Consider the following 16,591-nt stretch of genomic DNA (forward strand, 5'->3'; position numbering starts at 1 on the left):
AATCGAACTCAGGTCTATAGCTATACGCATCCAGCTCTGTTTACTTTGTACCTTTCTCCATAGCCTTTGTGTTAAAAAAGATTCTATTTTGTTTAACCGCAAAGAGCGCTAAGTTTTACCACCGAGGGCATGGAGTTTTACATGGAGGAACACAGAGTTTTAAGTATAGATATGCGCCCAGCTTTGTGTACTTTGTGACTTTCTCCGTGGCCTTTGTGGTAAAAAAGATTCTATTTTGTTTAACCGTAAAGTGGCGCTAAGTTTTACCACCGAGGGCATGGAGTTTTACACGGAGGAACACAGAGTTTTAAGTATAGATATGCGCCCAGCTCTGTGTACTTTGTGACTTTCTCTGTGGCCTTTGTGGTAAAAAGAAACGGCTCTAGGTGCTTTGCGTTTCTTCTTTGCGCCCTTCGCGGTAAAAACGAATGGACTTATCTTATCCTAAACCCGCCTTCAACAGCATCAACAAAACCAGTTGCTGCGCTTTTGCCATGGTAGAACAAACATTCCCAGTTTTCTTCTGCTGCTCTTTTGCCAAACTCCTTGCGTAATTCCATTGCCTTACGGCCATCGAAATCATATTTGGCAATAAAATTTTTAACCAGTTCTTCAGGTTCAGGCAGCACATCGCCGCCAAAAAATATCTTTTGTTTACCTTCGGTTAAAAGGAAAACCTGGTGGTTGGGACAGTGTGCACCTGTAAATTCGTAAGCAATGGTTTCATCCAATGCGCCATCGCCCTCTACAAATTTTAATTGTGCATTGCGTTGTACAAAATCGAAAATATCGGTGTGGTAAGAAGATGAAGTGCTGCTAAATGCCGTTTCCCACTCGCCACGGTTAATTACATATTCAGCATCAGGAAAACTTAATTCAACTTTATCGTTACCTTGTTTATGAATCATACCCCCAGAGTGGTCGTAGTGTAAATGCGACATTAACACCTTAGTTACATCAGTAGGATCGAAACCTGCATTGCGGATGTTTTTATGCAAAATCAGTTCGCCGTGGTCATCACTAAATCCTAAACCCGTATCAAAAAGTACGAGGTTGTTTTTCAGCTCAACCAAAAAAGGCTGAACGTTAATGAATAGCGATGCGGGTCTATCTTTAAAATGATGTATGGCGGGGTCGAAAGGAACGAATTTCTTTGTCGCATCAACAGAATAGGTGCCTTCGAATAGGGTGTGAACTTGCAAAATGTATTTTATTTAATTGTTTAAGGTTTCGTTGCTGATTTGATTTCATCTATGACATATGAAACTACTACTTTAACGATACTATCAATGTTGTGTTTTGATAAAAAAGCTTTATAAGGTAAAATGATTAACTCTTCATTCTTGAATTTATTTGAAATTCTATAATTATAGCCATCAAAATTAATCTGTAAAGTATAATTTATGTCTTTTTGTCTTATTGTTTTCTTAAGAGCGGTACAATTAAAATTTATAGTCGCTGCTTGTATTTCGTAAGCCTTGAAAGAGCTTCCAAACAAAAAGTCTTCTGATGTGAAAAATAATTGATCATGATATCCATTTGGCTTGATGTGTGAGATTTGTATATTACATTCTACTTTTACAAATAGATCTTTTATTTTGTCAATTTTTGAATTAAGCTCGAGAAATAAGGGGACAATACTGTTTTCCATAACGTTTGCAACATCTGAATAAGTTTTTTCTTGCTCAAATTCATTCGGGACTTGGTTAAGTTCCTGTTTCAATAATTCCAATTCCTTATCTAAATCATCATCCTCATCAATATCTTCTCCTTTGGCTGCTTTAATACTCAAATCCAAACTCCATAAAAGTTGCTTGCCAATATATTCAACAAAAGCACTTAAATCTCCAGTATCTGCACGGTTTAATGCAGCCAGATAATCTTTTTTTGCTGCACTTTTAATAACCACTAAGGGTAGATTGTTTTTAGCGAAAACATAATTCATTAAAAGCCTCGCGGTTCTACCATTACCATCATCAAAAGGATGGATCCGTACAAATCGATAATGTAAAATAGCAGCTAAAAGTACAGGGTTTTCTGTTCCGCTGTTTTCATTGAACCATGCCACCAACTCAGCCATTTCTTTTTGTACATCTCCTGGAGCAGCGTAATTAAAAATTTCTCCATTCGAAAGCCTTACCGAATTGGGTGTTTTCTTGTACTCACCAGGAATAATCTGTTTACGAGTATCTTGCCCGTCTGCTGTTATGGCATCTTTCCAAAAAGGTTTAACCAAGATTTTTGCGTTTAAATCTCTTATGAAATTTTCCAATAAAGGTCTTTCTGTTTCGGCTGCTTCTTCTTGGATCATACGTAAAGCAACATCATGTGCCTGCATTTCCTGATACTCACGATAATCGTGCGTTCCTTCTGTTTGATCAAAAATTAATAATAACTCCGTTTCCCCATAGGTTAGGGTATTGCCTTCTAAATGATTGGAATTAAAATTAAATTCTAAACGAAACTTCTTATCAAGCTTAGTTTGATTTTCAGCGCTTAAAGGCTTTAAAGAATTAAGCAGTTCTGATTTTTCTTTAATTTCGGATAGTAAGTTTTTAGAAAGCATTGGCAAAGATTTAACTATTAATGAAAGATGTTAAATTAAGAATAATCTATAAACAAAGGTAACAATCTAAACTTGAGTATTTGTTTTGGTAAAAGCTTGGATACTTCCTTTTTTTGTAAAATATGATGCTTAAATTTAAGGCATGAATCTCCGAATCTTAATTTTTCTGCTGGCTTGTAGTTTTTCGATACAGTTAAAAGCACAGCAAAAACCAAACGTAATTATTGTATTGGCTGATGATATGGGTTATGCTGACATTTCGTGTTATGGAAGTCCGCTGATTAAAACACCATTTTTGGATGGAATGGCTGCTAAAGGAATAAAAGCTACAAACTTCGTAACCACCTCACCAACCTGTACACCGTCAAGGGCATCTTTGCTCACCGGAAGATACTGTAGCAGGATGGATCTGTCATGGCCAATAGGTCCGGGCGATAAACATGGCATACCTGAAGATGAGATTACCATTGCACAGATGCTTAAACAATCAGGCTATGCTACTGCCTTGGTCGGTAAATGGCATTTGGGCGATCATGGTGTTTCGCTGCCAAATAAAAAGGGTTTTGATGAGTTTTATGGCCTTTTATACAGCCACGATTATAGAGCGCCTTATGTTAAAACTGATACAACAATCAAGATATTTAGAAATACCAAACCAGAAATCTATAAACCGCACGATAGTATTTTAACAAGTTCTTACACCCGCGAATCGATCAAATTCATTAAACAAAGTGCTACAGCTAAGAAACCATTTTTTCTTTATCTGGCGCAAAATATGCCACATTTGCCTGTTGCTTTTGCGGCACAAAAAAGTAGAAAAACACCTTCTGCCGGTGGTGAACTTGGTGATGTGATCGAAGATATGGACGCCGGTTTAGCTGCTATCTGGAAACAGGTGGTCGCTTCAGGACAGGCAGATAATACCATTTTTATCTTCACAAGCGATAACGGTCCGTGGATAAATGCACCACAGCGAATGTACGATGATGGTTTTACCAAATTTTACCATGTTGGCTCCGCAGGAATTTTTAGGGGTTCGAAAGGGATCTCTTACGAAGGTGGCCATCGCGTTCCATTTATTGTGTATTGGAAAGGGCATACCCTTAACAATTCCCAGTTAACCCAGCCCATTTCAAATCTGGATGTTTTTCCTACACTGGCCGAATGGACTAAGAGTAAATTACCTCAAAAAGTGTATGACGGGGAATCTATTTCAGCCTTGCTAACCAGTAAAAACAACACTAAACCTCACCGCCCGATTTATTACCACAATTATGTTTTAGAAGGCGTAAAAGATGGCGATTGGAAGTTGAGGATTACCAAAAAAGACAATAAAGAACTTACCGAACTTTACAATTTATCGTGGGATCCGGCAGAACGTGTGAATTTAATTGATGATGCAAAATATGCTGAGCAGAAAGCGCGCTTAATGAAACTTTATCAGGCCTATCCAGGAAATTCGAAGTAAAATTTGATTTTAGTTATTAGTGGCTTTATTAATTTTTCCGGCAGATTAGAGGGGATTAAAAATGCAGATTAAATCAGATTTATCTAAGTTCCAATAATCTGTCCGCCTTTTCTGCGAAATCTGCGGGAAACAACCCGAGGTAGGATTGCTAGCATATCCAATTAAAATGTATATTTACTGTTCGGAGACAGAATAAATGGAAAAAAGATGGGTACTGGCATCAGATTGCAATGATGCTGCGATAACAAAAATAGCAGAACAACTTAATATAGATCGCTCACTTGCACAAATACTCGTACAACGGAATATTTGTGATTTCGATCAGGCCAAAGATTTCTTCAGGCCAGATCTTGACCATCTTCATGATCCTTTTTTAATGAAAGATATGGATGTTGCTATTGCCCGCATTGAAACGGCATTGGCCACCCACGAAAAAATACTGATTTATGGCGATTATGATGTAGATGGTACAACCTCGGTTGCACTGGCTTTCAGTTTCTTTTCGCAGCTCACTAAAAACATCGAATATTATATTCCCGATCGCTATTTAGAAGGTTACGGCATTTCTACCACAGGGATTGATTATGCCAATGAAAATGGGTTCTCTTTAATTATTGCCTTAGATTGTGGAATAAAATCTATCGATAAAATTGATTACGCCAACAATTTAGGTGTCGATTTCATTATCTGTGATCACCATTTACCTGGAGATGAATTGCCTCAGGCTATTGCCGTTTTAGATCCTAAACGTGCTGATTGCGCATACCCTTTTAAAGAACTGGCCGGTTGCGGTATAGGCTTTAAACTTGCACAGGCATATGCGCAAAAACATCAGCTCCCTAAAGAAACTTATCTGCAATATTTAGATTTGGTAATGGTAAGCATAGCTGCCGATATTGTTCCTGTGGTTGGCGAAAATAGAATTTTAGCTTATTACGGCTTAAAAAAATTGAATTCCAATCCATGTGAAGGTTTACGTGCCCTAATGGAAGTTTCGGGCAAAACCGAAAACTATAGCATTACCGATGTGGTTTTTACCTTAGGTCCGCGGATTAATGCCGCTGGGAGGATAGACCATGCTAAACATGCAGTTGCCATGTTGCTTTGCCAGGTAGATGGAAACGCATTAGAGCAGAGTGAACTAATTAACCTTAAAAATACTGAGCGTAAAACTTACGATCAGGACATTACCCGCGAGGCTTTGGCTTTAATTGGCGAAAGCGATATCCTGATCAACAAAAAAACGACCGTTGTATTTAACGAAAACTGGCATAAAGGGGTGATCGGAATCGTAGCGTCACGCTTAACTGAAAAATATTATCGCCCAACAATCGTATTAACAAAATCCAACGGACATGTAGCAGGTTCCTGCCGATCGGTAATTGGTTTCGATCTGTACGAAGCTTTAAGCGGTTGTGCTGATTTATTGGATCAATATGGCGGGCATAAATTTGCCGCAGGCTTAACCATGCAACAGCATAATGTAGATGCCTTTGCTGATAAGTTTGAAGAAATTGTATCGGCCAGTATTACAGAGGAGTTGCTTACGCCGATGATCAGGATTGACGCTGAAATCGAGCTGGCGCAGATAGATGGTAAATTCTATCGTGTTTTATCGCAGATGGGCCCCTTCGGACCGGAAAATATGGCGCCTATTTTTGTTACTCACAACGTATATCTCGCACAGCACGCCATGGCTGTTGGTCAAAATCATTTAAAAATTAACATAAAACAACAAAATTCGCCTATTTTTGAAGGCATTGCATTCGGATTGGCCGAATTTCAAAATCTTTTACAACCAAAGGTGCCGTTTTCGGTTTGTTATACGTTAGAGGAAAACGTGTGGCGTGATAAGAAACGTTTGCAATTAAATATTAAAGGAATAAAAGTTAATTAACTATAAAATAAATTCGTCATGCTGAACTTGTTTCAGCATCTAATTAGAAAGATCCTGAACTAAATTCAGGATGACGGAGCAATCAATATATGATATTAAGAGCCGAAAATCTGGTTAAAAAATATAAACAGCGTACTGTTGTAAACAACGTTTCTTTTAATGTAAGTCAAGGGGAAATTGTTGGTCTTTTAGGCCCGAACGGTGCCGGAAAAACAACGTCCTTTTACATGATTGTTGGTTTAATTAAACCAAACGAAGGCCGTATCTTCTTGGAAGAAGAAGATATTACCGAAGATCCGATGTACCGCAGGGCGCAAAAAGGGATCGGTTATTTAGCTCAGGAAGCATCTGTTTTTAGAAAACTTACCGTAGAAGATAATATCCTGGCCATTTTGGAAATGAGCAAATTGACCAAGGAAGAACAGCGTGATAAACTCGAAGAATTAATAAACGAGTTTAGTTTACATAAAGTGCGTAAAAACCGTGGCGATTTATTGTCAGGAGGTGAACGCCGCCGTACCGAAATTGCACGTGCCTTAGCCGCTAACCCTAATTTTATCTTATTGGATGAACCTTTTGCAGGGGTAGACCCAATTGCGGTAGAAGAAATCCAAAGTATTGTTGCTAAACTGAAACATAAAAACATAGGCATTTTAATTACCGATCACAACGTGCAGGAAACACTGTCGATTACCGATAGGGCGTATCTGCTTTTTGAAGGTGAAATTTTAGAACAGGGTGTTCCAGAGGTGTTGGCTGAGAACGAGATGGTAAGAAAAGTTTATCTTGGATCAAACTTTGTGCTGAAACGTAAGAAATTTGATGTTTAATATTAACCGATTCTTATCCCCGATTTCGGGAATAAAGATGATAAACACAGCTAAAACTATTTCAGGTAAAGAGATCGGCTTATTGTTGCAACAAAAACAACAGTATCTGTGTTTATCTGTCAACGTCTGTGGTAAAAATCAGCAGTTTATTTTTTAATATGGCATTTGTAAATTCAATTTTTACCTGGTTAATGAAAAAGCGGATCCACCAGATCGAGCTTTTTATGAAATATCCGTACGATGTTCAGGAAGAGTGGTTCCATAACTTGATTGATAGTGCCGAAAATACCGAATGGGGCAAACTTTACGATTATAAATCAATCTTAACCCCACAACAATATCAGGAACGTGTTCCGATCCAAAACTACGATACCTTAAAACCTTATATTGAGCGCATGCTTAATGGAGAACAAAATATTCTCTGGCCATCAGATATCAAGTGGTTTGCAAAATCATCGGGTACCACAAGTGATAGGAGTAAGTTTATTCCTGTTTCTCCAGAATCATTGGAAGAATGCCACTTTAAGGGCGGAAAGGATATGCTCTCTATCTATTGCAATAACCGTCCGGATAACCAGATGTTTACCGGGAAAGGTTTGGTTTTAGGTGGAAGCCATCAGGTTAATCAGTTAAACGAAGATTGTTTTTATGGCGATTTATCTGCCGTGCTGATCAAAAACCTGCCAATCTGGGCCGAATATTACCGTACGCCAGATATGTCTATCGCATTGATGGATAATTACGAAATTAAGATGGATAGAATGGCAGAAGCCACCATCAATGAAAATGTAACCAGCATTTCGGGCGTACCCACCTGGACCATCGTACTGGCCAAAAAGGTGCTCGAACTTACCGGGAAGCAGAATTTACTGGAAGTTTGGCCAAATCTCGAATTGTATATCCATGGTGCGGTAAACTTTGCCCCGTATCGCGAACAGTTTAAACAGCTTATCCCATCCAATGAAATGTATTATCTGGAAACTTATAATGCATCCGAAGGATTTTTCGGGATTCAGGACCAGGACAATTCAGAAGAGATGTTGCTGATGCTGGATTATGGTATTTTCTATGAATTTGTGCCGATGGAGAATATCTGTGAAGAAAATCCTAAAGCATTGATGCTGGGTGAAGTAGAACTGCATAAAAATTACGCCATCGTAATTTCTACAAATGGTGGTTTATGGCGTTATATGATCGGCGATACCATTCAATTTACTTCTCTTTCTCCTTATCGTATTAAAATTACCGGACGTACCAAACATTTCATTAATGCCTTTGGCGAAGAGGTGATCATCGACAATGCAGAACAGGCCTTAACCAAAGCTTGCCAGGAAACCGGTGCCGAAATTAAAGATTATACCGCCGGACCAATTTATTTTAAAGATGAAAAAGCAGGCGGGCACGAGTGGATCATAGAATTCGACAAACAGCCTAACGATTTTGAAAAGTTTGTAGATATTATGGACAACACACTACGTGCGGTGAATTCTGACTATGATGCCAAACGTTTTAAGGATATGGCTTTAGCCCGCCCGAAAGTGCATAATGCCCCCGAAAATACTTTCTATAATTGGTTAAAGGCAAAAGATAAACTCGGTGGACAGCATAAAGTGCCGCGTTTAGCCAATGAGCGAAAATATGTTGATGATATTTTGGAGATGATGAAATCGTCTTAGCATATTATTGATTATATTTGTTTTAGTTCACAATGAAAAATATGGAAGCGACAGGGAAATTGACAAATGTTCAGCTAGAGCTATTAAAATTATTTCAATATAATTTACCCGATAATCAATTGAATGATATTAAAGAAATGTTGACCAAATATTTCGCAAAATCGGCATCTGATGAAATGGATAAACTCTGGGATGAGAAAAATTGGGATGAAAATACAATTGAATCTTGGAAGAATGAACATCTAAGAAAAAAATAACATTAATGAAAGTTGTACTAGATATTAATGTACTTCTTGTTTCAATTCCTAAAAAATCAAAATATAGGCCGATTTTTGATGCTCTAATTAATGGATATTTTCACACGGTATTAGTAACGACATTCTTTCAGAATACGTCGAAATTTTAGAACAAAAAACAAATTTTCTTGTAGCAAGTAATATCGCTGAGTTGTTGCTAAATCTTAAAAATGTAGAAAAAGTTGACATATATTTTGAGTGGAAACTGATTTTATCTGATTTAGATGATAATAAGTATGTAGATGCCTATATCTGTAGTAATGCTGATTACATTATAACAAATGACCATCATTTTAAGATATTAAAACAAATAGAATTTCCTAAAGTTAATATGCTAACTATTGATGAGTTCTTATCGGTCATTTAAGAATAACTATGCTTAATGTGGAAATATCCTGTCCTGATTTTGGAACTATGGATAAAATAAAAACATCAAATTATTGATCGCTTTACCAAATATGCCGAAGACAATTATGATGCTTTTGGCCGTTAATTTGTAATATCGTTAACTATGAAATTGAATAGGGAGAAAATACTGGGTTTCTTTAAAAAATCGCAAAGTAAAGCTTCGGTGATCTTAAGTGATAAGACCAAAGCCAGCAATACGATTAAAGATGCATTGGGAAAGGCAGTAACCAATAAAGGTGATCTGGAAGGTATTTGGTCGAAACTGGTGTTGTTGTTTGCCGTATCTAAAGATTATGTGAAGGGCGATTATACCGAAATTCCGAAAAGATCGATTATTGCTATTTTGGGAGGCTTGGTTTACTTTTTGTCTCCTGTAGACGTGATCCCTGATTTTGTGCCGGTTTTAGGTTTTGTTGATGATATTTATATCTTAAACCTGGTGTATAGGCAAGTGCTTAAAGATCTGGAGAAGTACAAAGTATGGAAAGATGCACAGATCAAATTTATTGGCGATATAGATGACTCAACCGCAACATAGTTTTCTAGATTGGATAGGCGAGCATCTTTTTACTTGTCCGTTTAGAGCCCATTTTGGATTCGATTGCCCAGGCTGTGGCTTTCAGCGTTCGGTTTTGGCTTTATTTAGGGGCGATTTAATCGCATCATTTAAGTTTTATCCCGCAACAATTCCACTCATTTTTGTCGTAGTATTTACCATTGTTCACCTTAAGGTCGATTTTAAGTTTGGGGCACAGCTGATCAAAATCGTTTTTGCAAGTGTTGCAGTAATTATTTTAATCAATTACATTTACAAAATATACACGCACCAATTGATCTAAATATAGCTATGTCAGAAGAACAAGAAACTCCTCAAGAAAATAAACCGATTGATCTTTCAAAAGATAAAACCCCAGAACCTGCACCATTTGAACCGTTAGGTAATGGTCCGGTAACCCCACCTCCATTTCAGCAACCGCCGCCATTTGGACAGTTTGGAGGAGGTTTTGGTCAACAAAGTTTACCAAACTCAACAATTGTACTTGTATTAGGAATTCTTTCTATTGCATTTTGCTGTTGTTATGGTATTTTGGGACTGATTCCGGCAATCATTGCATTGGTTTTAAGTAAAAAAGACAAGGTTTTGTACGCAGTTAACCCTGCTATTTATAGTTTAAGTTCATTTAAAAATTTAAATGCGGGAAGAATTTGCGCAATTATAGGTTTGGTTCTTAATATTTTATCATTGCTTTATTATGTTGCCATTATTGTGATATTTGGCATGGGGATGTTAGGTGATCCACATAAAATGCAAGAAATCTTAAAAGGTTTAGAATAAGGGCCATTTTAATTTTACCTTAAAAATATAAATCGAATGGTGCATACCATTCGATTTTCTTATTTTTGTAGCATTGAAATTGTAAATAAAAAACTAAGATAATGTATCCAGAATATTTAGTAGAGCCAATGCGTAAGGAATTAACTAACGTAGGTTTTCAAGAATTAAAAAACGCAGAAGACGTAGATCAAGCGATTAAAGGCGAAGGAACTGTGTTGGTAGTAGTAAATTCGGTTTGCGGTTGCGCAGCAGCAAATGCACGTCCGGCCGCCAGAGCAGCAGCAGCACACGAAAAACACCCTGATAAATTGGTTACTGTTTTTGCAGGAATGGAAAAAGAAGCGGTAGATCAGGCTAGAAATTACATGATGCCCTTCCCTCCATCTTCTCCGGCAATGGCGTTATTTAAAGATGGTAAATTGGTTCACATGATCGAACGTCACCAGATTGAAGGCCGTCCGGCACAAATGATCGCTGATAACCTGATCGGTGCTTTTGAACAATACTGCTAGAAATTGATTACACAGATTGAGGGATTACACCGATAGGTGATCCTTAATTATAATTATATTGAAAAGGTGAATGGAAACATTCGCCTTTTTGCGTTTGTGGAGTTGCCAAACTAAGTGTTTTATTTTTGCCACGGAAGCACAGAAACACGGAGTATTCATCGTTATGTCATCCTGAGCGAAGTCGAAGGATCTCTATTGTACATGTTTGTTCCGTTGATTGAAAGTTCAGTTTTCATAAGCCAGAGATTCTTCACTGCGTTCAGAATGACATAGAAGTGAAAACCTGTGTAATCACTAAAAATCACCTTAATCGATGCCTTAAAAATCCTTATTCAGCAATTTCTCCAACTCCCCAAACGAAACATTCATCCTTACCCTACCTTGTTTGGCGTACGATATTTCTCCGGTTTCTTCTGATATAATTACTGCAACGGCATCGGTCGTTTCAGAAACACCAATACCCGCACGGTGCCTTAACCCAAACTGTGAAGGTAACTGGTCGTTATCAGTTAAAGGTAAAATACAGCTCGCACTTTTAATTTTGTTCTCCGAAATAACGACGGCACCATCATGCAGCGGACTGTTTTTTTGAAAAATGCTCTCTAATAAACGTTTCGATATTTTGGCATCAACAAGTTCGCAGCTATTGGCGAAAAACTGTTCGTCGTAAAATTTAACAAATACCATTAATGCACCTGTACGCGTTTTTTTCATGCTTTTACAGGCATCAATAATTGGTTTTATACGGGTTAAATTATTCCTTTCAATTTCTTTTCTGCCAAATAAATACCCCCACCAAGCCTTATTCTTTTGTAAAAAAGCATTTTTTCCGATCAGTAAAAGGAAACGCCTAATCTCCGGGTGGAAAATTACAATCAATGCAATAATCCCCACACTCATAAATTTCTCTATGATGGCTGTGAGTAATTTCATATGCAAAGCATCAACAATATGATAGAATATTGCGATGATGAGCATCCCAACCAGCAGGTTAACAGCTAAGGTATTGCGGATTAGCGTATACACATAATAGATTAAAAGTGCTACCAGCACAATGTCTACCACGTCGGTAATGGTGAATTTTACGAAATCAAAATCTAATCCTTTCATTAGCGGCAAGATAGCAAAACGGTTTTCAGTTTACAAGCAAGATAGGTTAACTGTTTAAATTGGTTGAAAAGCGGTTAACTGTTTAAACTGGTTAACCGGTTAATTGTAGGGCTGGTGGAGAGAACCTAATTTTTCAAATGAGTAAATATGCATCACAATTAAGTTTAGATTATATCAAGGACAGGAGCGCAATTGCAATTTAACAAATTATTGAAGTTACCAGACGTAGGCAATTTGCTATTTGTACGATTAACCAATTCAAACAGTTAACCGATTAACCACATATCCGCCTAGCCCAGCATCCCAACTAACCTTATGCATTCTACTGCTTCCCTAACATCATGTACCCTTAAAATGCCCGCTCCTTTTTGTAGTGCAATGGTATTCAGTACCGAAGTTCCGTTCAGGGCCTCTGCTGCCGAAGTGCCAAGTGTTTTATAGATCATTCCTTTACGAGAGAAGCCCACTAAAATAGGAAGTTTGAAAATTTTAAAAGCTTCCATTTGGTTAAGCAGCTCATAATTATGTTCGATTGTTTTTCCAAAGCCAAAACCAGGGTCAATAATTACGTCGTGAACATGAAGTGCCTTAAGCGCCGCAACTTTTTTCGCCAGGTAATCAATTACTTCCAATAACACATTGTCGTAAACAGGGTTTTGCTGCATATTTTGAGGAGTACCCTTCATGTGCATCATCATATAAGGTACCTGTAGTTTTGCCACCGTTTCGAACATCTGTTCGTCCATATCTCCAGCGGCAATATCATTAATGATGTGTGCACCGGCAGAAATCGTTTCTGCTGCTACTTTTGCCCTAAACGTATCAATAGAAATAACTGCTTCGGGAAATGCTTTTACTAAACTTTCTACCACGGGTACCAAACGGTCAATCTCTTCACTGGTAGAAATGTCTTTAGCGCCAGGTCTTGATGAGTACCCACCGATATCAATAAATGTAGCACCTTCATTAATGAACTGGGCTGCTTTGGTTAAAGCTTCGTCTATCGATTTTGTGCGGCTATTGCTGTAAAAAGAATCGGGGGTGATATTTAAAATACCCATTACTTTTGGGCGGCTTAAATCGATAAGCTTACCTTTAATGTTTAAGCTTTGTTTGGGCTCAAAAAAGTTTTTTTCTGCCATAATAAACCCTTTCGGGATTTGGGTTTCGCTTTAAAAATGTATCTTTAGCTTTTGTTTTTTCAGGACAAAAATACACTAAAAACTAAATAATTATTGGCTTTGGCACAAACAAATACCTCTACCGAATTTGATGAAGTGATTGCAGTTTGCAGATCATTATTTTTAAAAAAAACTAAAGATTATGGTACTGCATGGCGGATTTTAAGACCAAGTTCGATAACCGATCAGATTTTTATTAAAGCACAACGCATCCGTACCCTCGAAGAAAAAAAAGTAAGCAAGGTGGGAGAGGGTGTGATATCTGAATACATCGGGATTGTAAACTATTGTATTATCGCCATGATGCAGCTCGAACTGACCGAAAGTGATCCGAACGAGATGTCTTATGCCGAAGTTGAAAAACGGTTTGAAGAAAAGGTAACGGAAACCAAAGATTTAATGTTTGCCAAAAACCACGATTATGGTGAGGCTTGGCGCGATATGCGCATTAGTTCGTTAACCGATCTGATTTTAATGAAAATTTTTAGGGTAAAACAGATTGAAGTTAACGAAGGGCAAACCCTGGCTTCGGAGGGTGTTAATGCAAATTATCAGGATATGCTGAACTATTCGGTTTTCGCACTGATCAAACTCGGTGTTAAATAAATAACGTAATAGCCTTTAAAAAATAGATACATACAGATGCGAAACATACTTTTAAGATTCTCCAGGATTTTTGTCGGTGCTTTATTCATATTTTCAGGATTGATCAAAGCAAACGATCCACTTGGCTTTGGCTATAAACTACAGGAATATTTTGAAGTTTTTCACATGAATTTCCTGAGTGGAATGGCCACTGGTATTGCTATTTTACTTTGTACTTTAGAAATCGTTCTCGGTGTCTTATTGCTATTGGGTTTCTGGAGTAAAAAGGTAGCCTGGGGTTTATTGCTTCTCATCATCTTTTTTACCCTGCTCACATTTATATCTGCAGCGTTCAAAGTAGTTACCAGTTGTGGCTGTTTTGGCGATGCCATTCCGCTTACCCCATGGCAGTCGTTCAGTAAAGATCTGATCCTTTTAGCGCTGATCATTGTTATTTTCTTAAACAAGAACCTGATCCAGCCTTTATTTAAAAAAGAAACCACTCAAAGAAATATCGCAATTGCAGTAACGGTTATATCTTTAGGTTTTGGTTTATATACTTACAATGTTTTGCCGATTATCGATTTCCTGCCTTATAAAGTTGGTGCACATCTTCCATCATTAATGGTGATTCCTCCAGGAGAAAAACCAGATGAATTTGAGATCATGTATCACTTAAAGAACAAGAAAACCAATGAAGAGAAAGATATGAGCGATAAAGCCTATCTTAAAACAGAGATCTGGAAGGATAACAATTGGGAAATTATCGGTGAACCGGCAAAAAGACTGGTTAAAAAGGGTTTTGAACCTAAAATCAAAGACCTGAACATTACAGATGCTTCAGGCACCGATTATACCAAGGAACTGATCGAAAACCCTTATTATAATTTGATCTTTGTAGCCTACGATCTTCATGCTACAAACGAGGCCGCTATTGGCAAATTAAACGCCTTGGCTTTAAACGCTACACAGCAGTTTAATATCCGTACGGTATTGCTTACTTCAAATTCGGCTCAGGATGCACAGGCCTTTATCAAAAAGAATAACCTGTTTTCGGAGGTTTTTTATGCCGATGCCGTACCTTTAAAAAGTATGGTTAGGGCAAATCCTGGCGTTTTACTGATGAAGAACGGGGTGGTAATCAATAAATGGCATTTTCACAACGTACCCACTTTCGACCAACTCAGTCGAAAATATTTCGATAAATAAATATGATCGGATACGCACTAAAAAAACTGATGTATGGGCTACTGGTAATGGGTGGTGTAATATTGGTTGTTTTTGTGCTGTTCAATATTTTACCTGGCGACCCTGCACGGATGACGATGGGGCAAAGGGCCGATGTACAATCGCTCGAAGCCGTTCGTAAAGAATTTGGTTTAGACCGGTCCAAACCTGTTCAATTTGTTTTATACATTAATGATTTATCGCCAATTAGCATTCTTGATAACGATAGTACCAATCAACAGAAATATCATTACACAAAACTGATGGCCTTTGATAAAAAGGCGCTGGTGATAAAATGGCCTTATCTTCGCAGTTCCTACCAGACCAAACGTGATGTAACAGCTATACTTTCTGAAACCGTACCGAATACCTTCATTCTTGCGCTAACAGCGATGATTTTCGCCACCATAATCGGTGTGTTTTTAGGCGTGCTTTCAGCAGTTTATAAAGATTCGTGGATTGATAAATCGGCCAATGCATTTGCCATTCTGGGTATATCAGCGCCTTCTTTTTTTGCGGGGATTATTATTGCCTGGCTTTTCGGCTTTGTACTGAGCAATTATACTGGCCTAAAAATGAGCGGCAGCTTATATTCTTACGATCCTTTTAATGGTGAAGTATTAACCCTAAGAAACCTATGGTTGCCAATGGTTACCCTTGGTTTGAGACCTTTGGCGATTATTGTACAGTTAACCAGAAGTGCAATGCTGGATGTTTTGGCGCAGGATTATATCAGAACTGCAAGAGCCAAAGGATTAAGTAGAAATGCTATAATTTATAAACATGCTTTAAAAAATGCTATGAACCCGGTAATTACGGCTATTTCAGGATGGTTTGCCTCATTGCTGGCGGGTTCTTTTTTTGTAGAGTACATTTTCGGGTATAACGGATTAGGCAGAACAACTGTAACCGCTTTAGAAATGTCTGATTTTCCGGTAGTGATGGGTTCTATTCTTTTTATCGCTTTCGTATTTGTAGTCATCAATATTCTGGTTGATATTTTATATGCTTATGTTGATCCAAGAGTTAAATTAAGTTAGGTTATGCGCGAAGAGGAATTATAAATTATACTGAGCTTGCCGATCAACGCATCATCGAAATATTTAAGCTTGCAACAACCGAAATGCCCGATGCTGAGCGCTTGTTTAGCCATGTACTTAATGCCCAACATATATGGGCACAACGGATTTCGGGCAAGAAACCACTTTATGGTGTTTGGGATATTCATCATAAGGAAAACTTTGAGCGTATTGCTGCTGAAAATTTTAAGTTGATCAGGGCGGTATTGAAAGAGAGTTCTTTAGATAAGAAGATTTTGTATAGCAACACAAAGGGTGTTGAGTACGAAAACCGATTGGATGAAATTTTATTTCATTTATTTAATCATTCTACTTATCATCGCGGACAGGTTGTAACTTTATTGAAAAAAGAAGGTTTTACGCCACCTGTAACCGATTATATTATGTTAAAACGCGACTATCTATTATAAGGTCGAAGCA

18 protein-coding genes are annotated in these 16,591 nt (G+C 37.7%); 14 read left to right on the forward strand and 4 right to left on the reverse strand.

Annotated elements, in window-relative coordinates:
• Positions 1-434 precede the first annotated feature (434 nt).
• Together AW17_RS07930 and AW17_RS07935 are read right to left on the reverse strand one after the other, a co-directional pair.
• Entirely contained in the window at positions 435-1,202 is a 768-nt protein-coding gene (locus AW17_RS07930) for an MBL fold metallo-hydrolase (RefSeq protein ID WP_029275595.1), read from the reverse strand.
• Between the two features lie 20 nt (positions 1,203-1,222).
• Positions 1,223-2,566 (reverse strand): Fic family protein, encoded by a 1,344-nt coding sequence (locus tag AW17_RS07935; RefSeq protein ID WP_051691697.1) that lies wholly within the window; start codon positions 2,564-2,566, stop codon positions 1,223-1,225.
• Between the two features lie 142 nt (positions 2,567-2,708).
• Here AW17_RS07935 and AW17_RS07940 point away from each other — a divergent pair, with 142 nt between their 5' ends.
• The 10 genes from AW17_RS07940 (at position 2,709) to AW17_RS07985 (ending at position 10,989) form a co-directional block, all read left to right on the forward strand.
• A complete protein-coding gene (locus AW17_RS07940) occupies positions 2,709-4,034 on the forward strand; it encodes a sulfatase-like hydrolase/transferase (protein ID WP_029275597.1) in 1,326 nt (441 codons plus the stop codon).
• A gap of 196 nt (positions 4,035-4,230) precedes the next feature.
• A complete protein-coding gene (recJ, locus tag AW17_RS07945) occupies positions 4,231-5,931 on the forward strand; it encodes a single-stranded-DNA-specific exonuclease RecJ (protein ID WP_029275598.1) in 1,701 nt (566 codons plus the stop codon).
• 89 nt (positions 5,932-6,020) lie between these two features.
• Positions 6,021-6,761 carry an LPS export ABC transporter ATP-binding protein gene (gene lptB, locus AW17_RS07950; RefSeq protein WP_029275599.1) on the forward strand — a complete coding sequence of 247 codons (741 nt, stop codon included), beginning with the start codon at positions 6,021-6,023 and terminating at the stop codon, positions 6,759-6,761.
• A gap of 158 nt (positions 6,762-6,919) precedes the next feature.
• Positions 6,920-8,437 (forward strand): GH3 auxin-responsive promoter family protein, encoded by a 1,518-nt coding sequence (locus AW17_RS07955; protein ID WP_029275600.1) that lies wholly within the window; start codon positions 6,920-6,922, stop codon positions 8,435-8,437.
• Positions 8,438-8,469: 32 nt separating this feature from the next.
• Positions 8,470-8,694, forward strand: a complete 225-nt coding sequence (locus AW17_RS07960) for a hypothetical protein (protein ID WP_227256344.1) — start codon at positions 8,470-8,472, stop codon at positions 8,692-8,694.
• A gap of 121 nt (positions 8,695-8,815) precedes the next feature.
• Positions 8,816-9,100, forward strand: coding sequence for a PIN domain-containing protein (locus AW17_RS25360; RefSeq protein WP_425339089.1), 285 nt, complete (start codon positions 8,816-8,818; stop codon positions 9,098-9,100).
• A gap of 144 nt (positions 9,101-9,244) precedes the next feature.
• Positions 9,245-9,679, forward strand: a complete 435-nt coding sequence (locus AW17_RS07970) for a YkvA family protein (RefSeq protein WP_029275603.1) — start codon at positions 9,245-9,247, stop codon at positions 9,677-9,679.
• Positions 9,660-9,980 carry a DUF2752 domain-containing protein gene (locus AW17_RS07975; protein ID WP_051691698.1) on the forward strand — a complete coding sequence of 107 codons (321 nt, stop codon included), beginning with the start codon at positions 9,660-9,662 and terminating at the stop codon, positions 9,978-9,980. The genes AW17_RS07970 and AW17_RS07975 overlap by 20 nt, the downstream gene beginning before the upstream one ends.
• Positions 9,981-9,988: 8 nt before the next feature.
• Entirely contained in the window at positions 9,989-10,477 is a 489-nt protein-coding gene (locus AW17_RS24600) for a CCC motif membrane protein (protein ID WP_209444219.1), read from the forward strand.
• A 101-nt stretch (positions 10,478-10,578) separates the two neighbouring features.
• Positions 10,579-10,989, forward strand: a complete 411-nt coding sequence (locus AW17_RS07985; protein WP_029275606.1) for a BrxA/BrxB family bacilliredoxin — start codon at positions 10,579-10,581, stop codon at positions 10,987-10,989.
• 318 nt (positions 10,990-11,307) lie between these two features.
• Here the strand turns inward: AW17_RS07985 and cdaA are convergent, their stop codons facing one another.
• Both cdaA and folP read right to left on the reverse strand, forming a co-directional pair.
• Positions 11,308-12,099: a diadenylate cyclase CdaA gene (gene cdaA / locus AW17_RS07990; RefSeq protein ID WP_029275607.1), complete on the reverse strand. Its 792-nt coding sequence runs from the start codon at positions 12,097-12,099 to the stop codon at positions 11,308-11,310.
• Positions 12,100-12,389: 290 nt separating this feature from the next.
• On the reverse strand, positions 12,390-13,241 hold the full coding sequence (gene folP / locus AW17_RS07995) for a dihydropteroate synthase (RefSeq protein ID WP_029275608.1): 852 nt from the start codon (positions 13,239-13,241) through the stop codon (positions 12,390-12,392).
• A gap of 99 nt (positions 13,242-13,340) precedes the next feature.
• Here folP and AW17_RS08000 point away from each other — a divergent pair, with 99 nt between their 5' ends.
• From AW17_RS08000 to AW17_RS08015, 4 genes are all read left to right on the forward strand, one after another.
• Entirely contained in the window at positions 13,341-13,886 is a 546-nt protein-coding gene (locus AW17_RS08000; protein WP_029275609.1) for a DUF1599 domain-containing protein, read from the forward strand.
• Positions 13,887-13,922: 36 nt separating this feature from the next.
• Entirely contained in the window at positions 13,923-15,074 is a 1,152-nt protein-coding gene (locus tag AW17_RS08005; RefSeq protein WP_029275610.1) for a BT_3928 family protein, read from the forward strand.
• Positions 15,075-15,076: 2 nt separating this feature from the next.
• Complete coding sequence (locus AW17_RS08010; protein ID WP_029275611.1) at positions 15,077-16,132, forward strand: ABC transporter permease; 1,056 nt, start codon at positions 15,077-15,079, stop codon at positions 16,130-16,132.
• Between the two features lie 83 nt (positions 16,133-16,215).
• Positions 16,216-16,581 carry a DinB family protein gene (locus AW17_RS08015; RefSeq protein WP_051691699.1) on the forward strand — a complete coding sequence of 122 codons (366 nt, stop codon included), beginning with the start codon at positions 16,216-16,218 and terminating at the stop codon, positions 16,579-16,581.
• The last annotated feature ends 10 nt before the right edge of the window (positions 16,582-16,591 follow it).

The sequence above is a fragment of the Pedobacter borealis DSM 19626 genome (genome assembly GCF_000708285.2).
Lineage (GTDB): Bacteria > Bacteroidota > Bacteroidia > Sphingobacteriales > Sphingobacteriaceae > Pedobacter > Pedobacter borealis.

What these genes read in the sequence shown, in the direction of transcription:
- AW17_RS07960 (WP_227256344.1), top strand. Translation starts at nt 8,470, where the DNA reads ATGAAAAATATGGAAGCGACAGGGAAATTGACAAATGTTCAGCTAGAG.
- AW17_RS07970 (WP_029275603.1), top strand. Translation starts at nt 9,245, where the DNA reads ATGAAATTGAATAGGGAGAAAATACTGGGTTTCTTTAAAAAATCGCAA.
- AW17_RS08010 (WP_029275611.1), top strand. Translation starts at nt 15,077, where the DNA reads ATGATCGGATACGCACTAAAAAAACTGATGTATGGGCTACTGGTAATG.
- AW17_RS07940 (WP_029275597.1), top strand. Translation starts at nt 2,709, where the DNA reads ATGAATCTCCGAATCTTAATTTTTCTGCTGGCTTGTAGTTTTTCGATA.
- AW17_RS08015 (WP_051691699.1), top strand. Translation starts at nt 16,216, where the DNA reads ATGCCCGATGCTGAGCGCTTGTTTAGCCATGTACTTAATGCCCAACAT.
- cdaA (WP_029275607.1), bottom strand. Translation starts at nt 12,099, where the DNA reads ATGAAAGGATTAGATTTTGATTTCGTAAAATTCACCATTACCGACGTG.
- AW17_RS08005 (WP_029275610.1), top strand. Translation starts at nt 13,923, where the DNA reads ATGCGAAACATACTTTTAAGATTCTCCAGGATTTTTGTCGGTGCTTTA.
- AW17_RS07955 (WP_029275600.1), top strand. Translation starts at nt 6,920, where the DNA reads ATGGCATTTGTAAATTCAATTTTTACCTGGTTAATGAAAAAGCGGATC.
- AW17_RS07975 (WP_051691698.1), top strand. Translation starts at nt 9,660, where the DNA reads ATGACTCAACCGCAACATAGTTTTCTAGATTGGATAGGCGAGCATCTT.
- recJ (WP_029275598.1), top strand. Translation starts at nt 4,231, where the DNA reads ATGGAAAAAAGATGGGTACTGGCATCAGATTGCAATGATGCTGCGATA.
- folP (WP_029275608.1), bottom strand. Translation starts at nt 13,241, where the DNA reads ATGGCAGAAAAAAACTTTTTTGAGCCCAAACAAAGCTTAAACATTAAA.
- lptB (WP_029275599.1), top strand. Translation starts at nt 6,021, where the DNA reads ATGATATTAAGAGCCGAAAATCTGGTTAAAAAATATAAACAGCGTACT.
- AW17_RS07985 (WP_029275606.1), top strand. Translation starts at nt 10,579, where the DNA reads ATGTATCCAGAATATTTAGTAGAGCCAATGCGTAAGGAATTAACTAAC.
- AW17_RS07935 (WP_051691697.1), bottom strand. Translation starts at nt 2,566, where the DNA reads ATGCTTTCTAAAAACTTACTATCCGAAATTAAAGAAAAATCAGAACTG.
- AW17_RS24600 (WP_209444219.1), top strand. Translation starts at nt 9,989, where the DNA reads ATGTCAGAAGAACAAGAAACTCCTCAAGAAAATAAACCGATTGATCTT.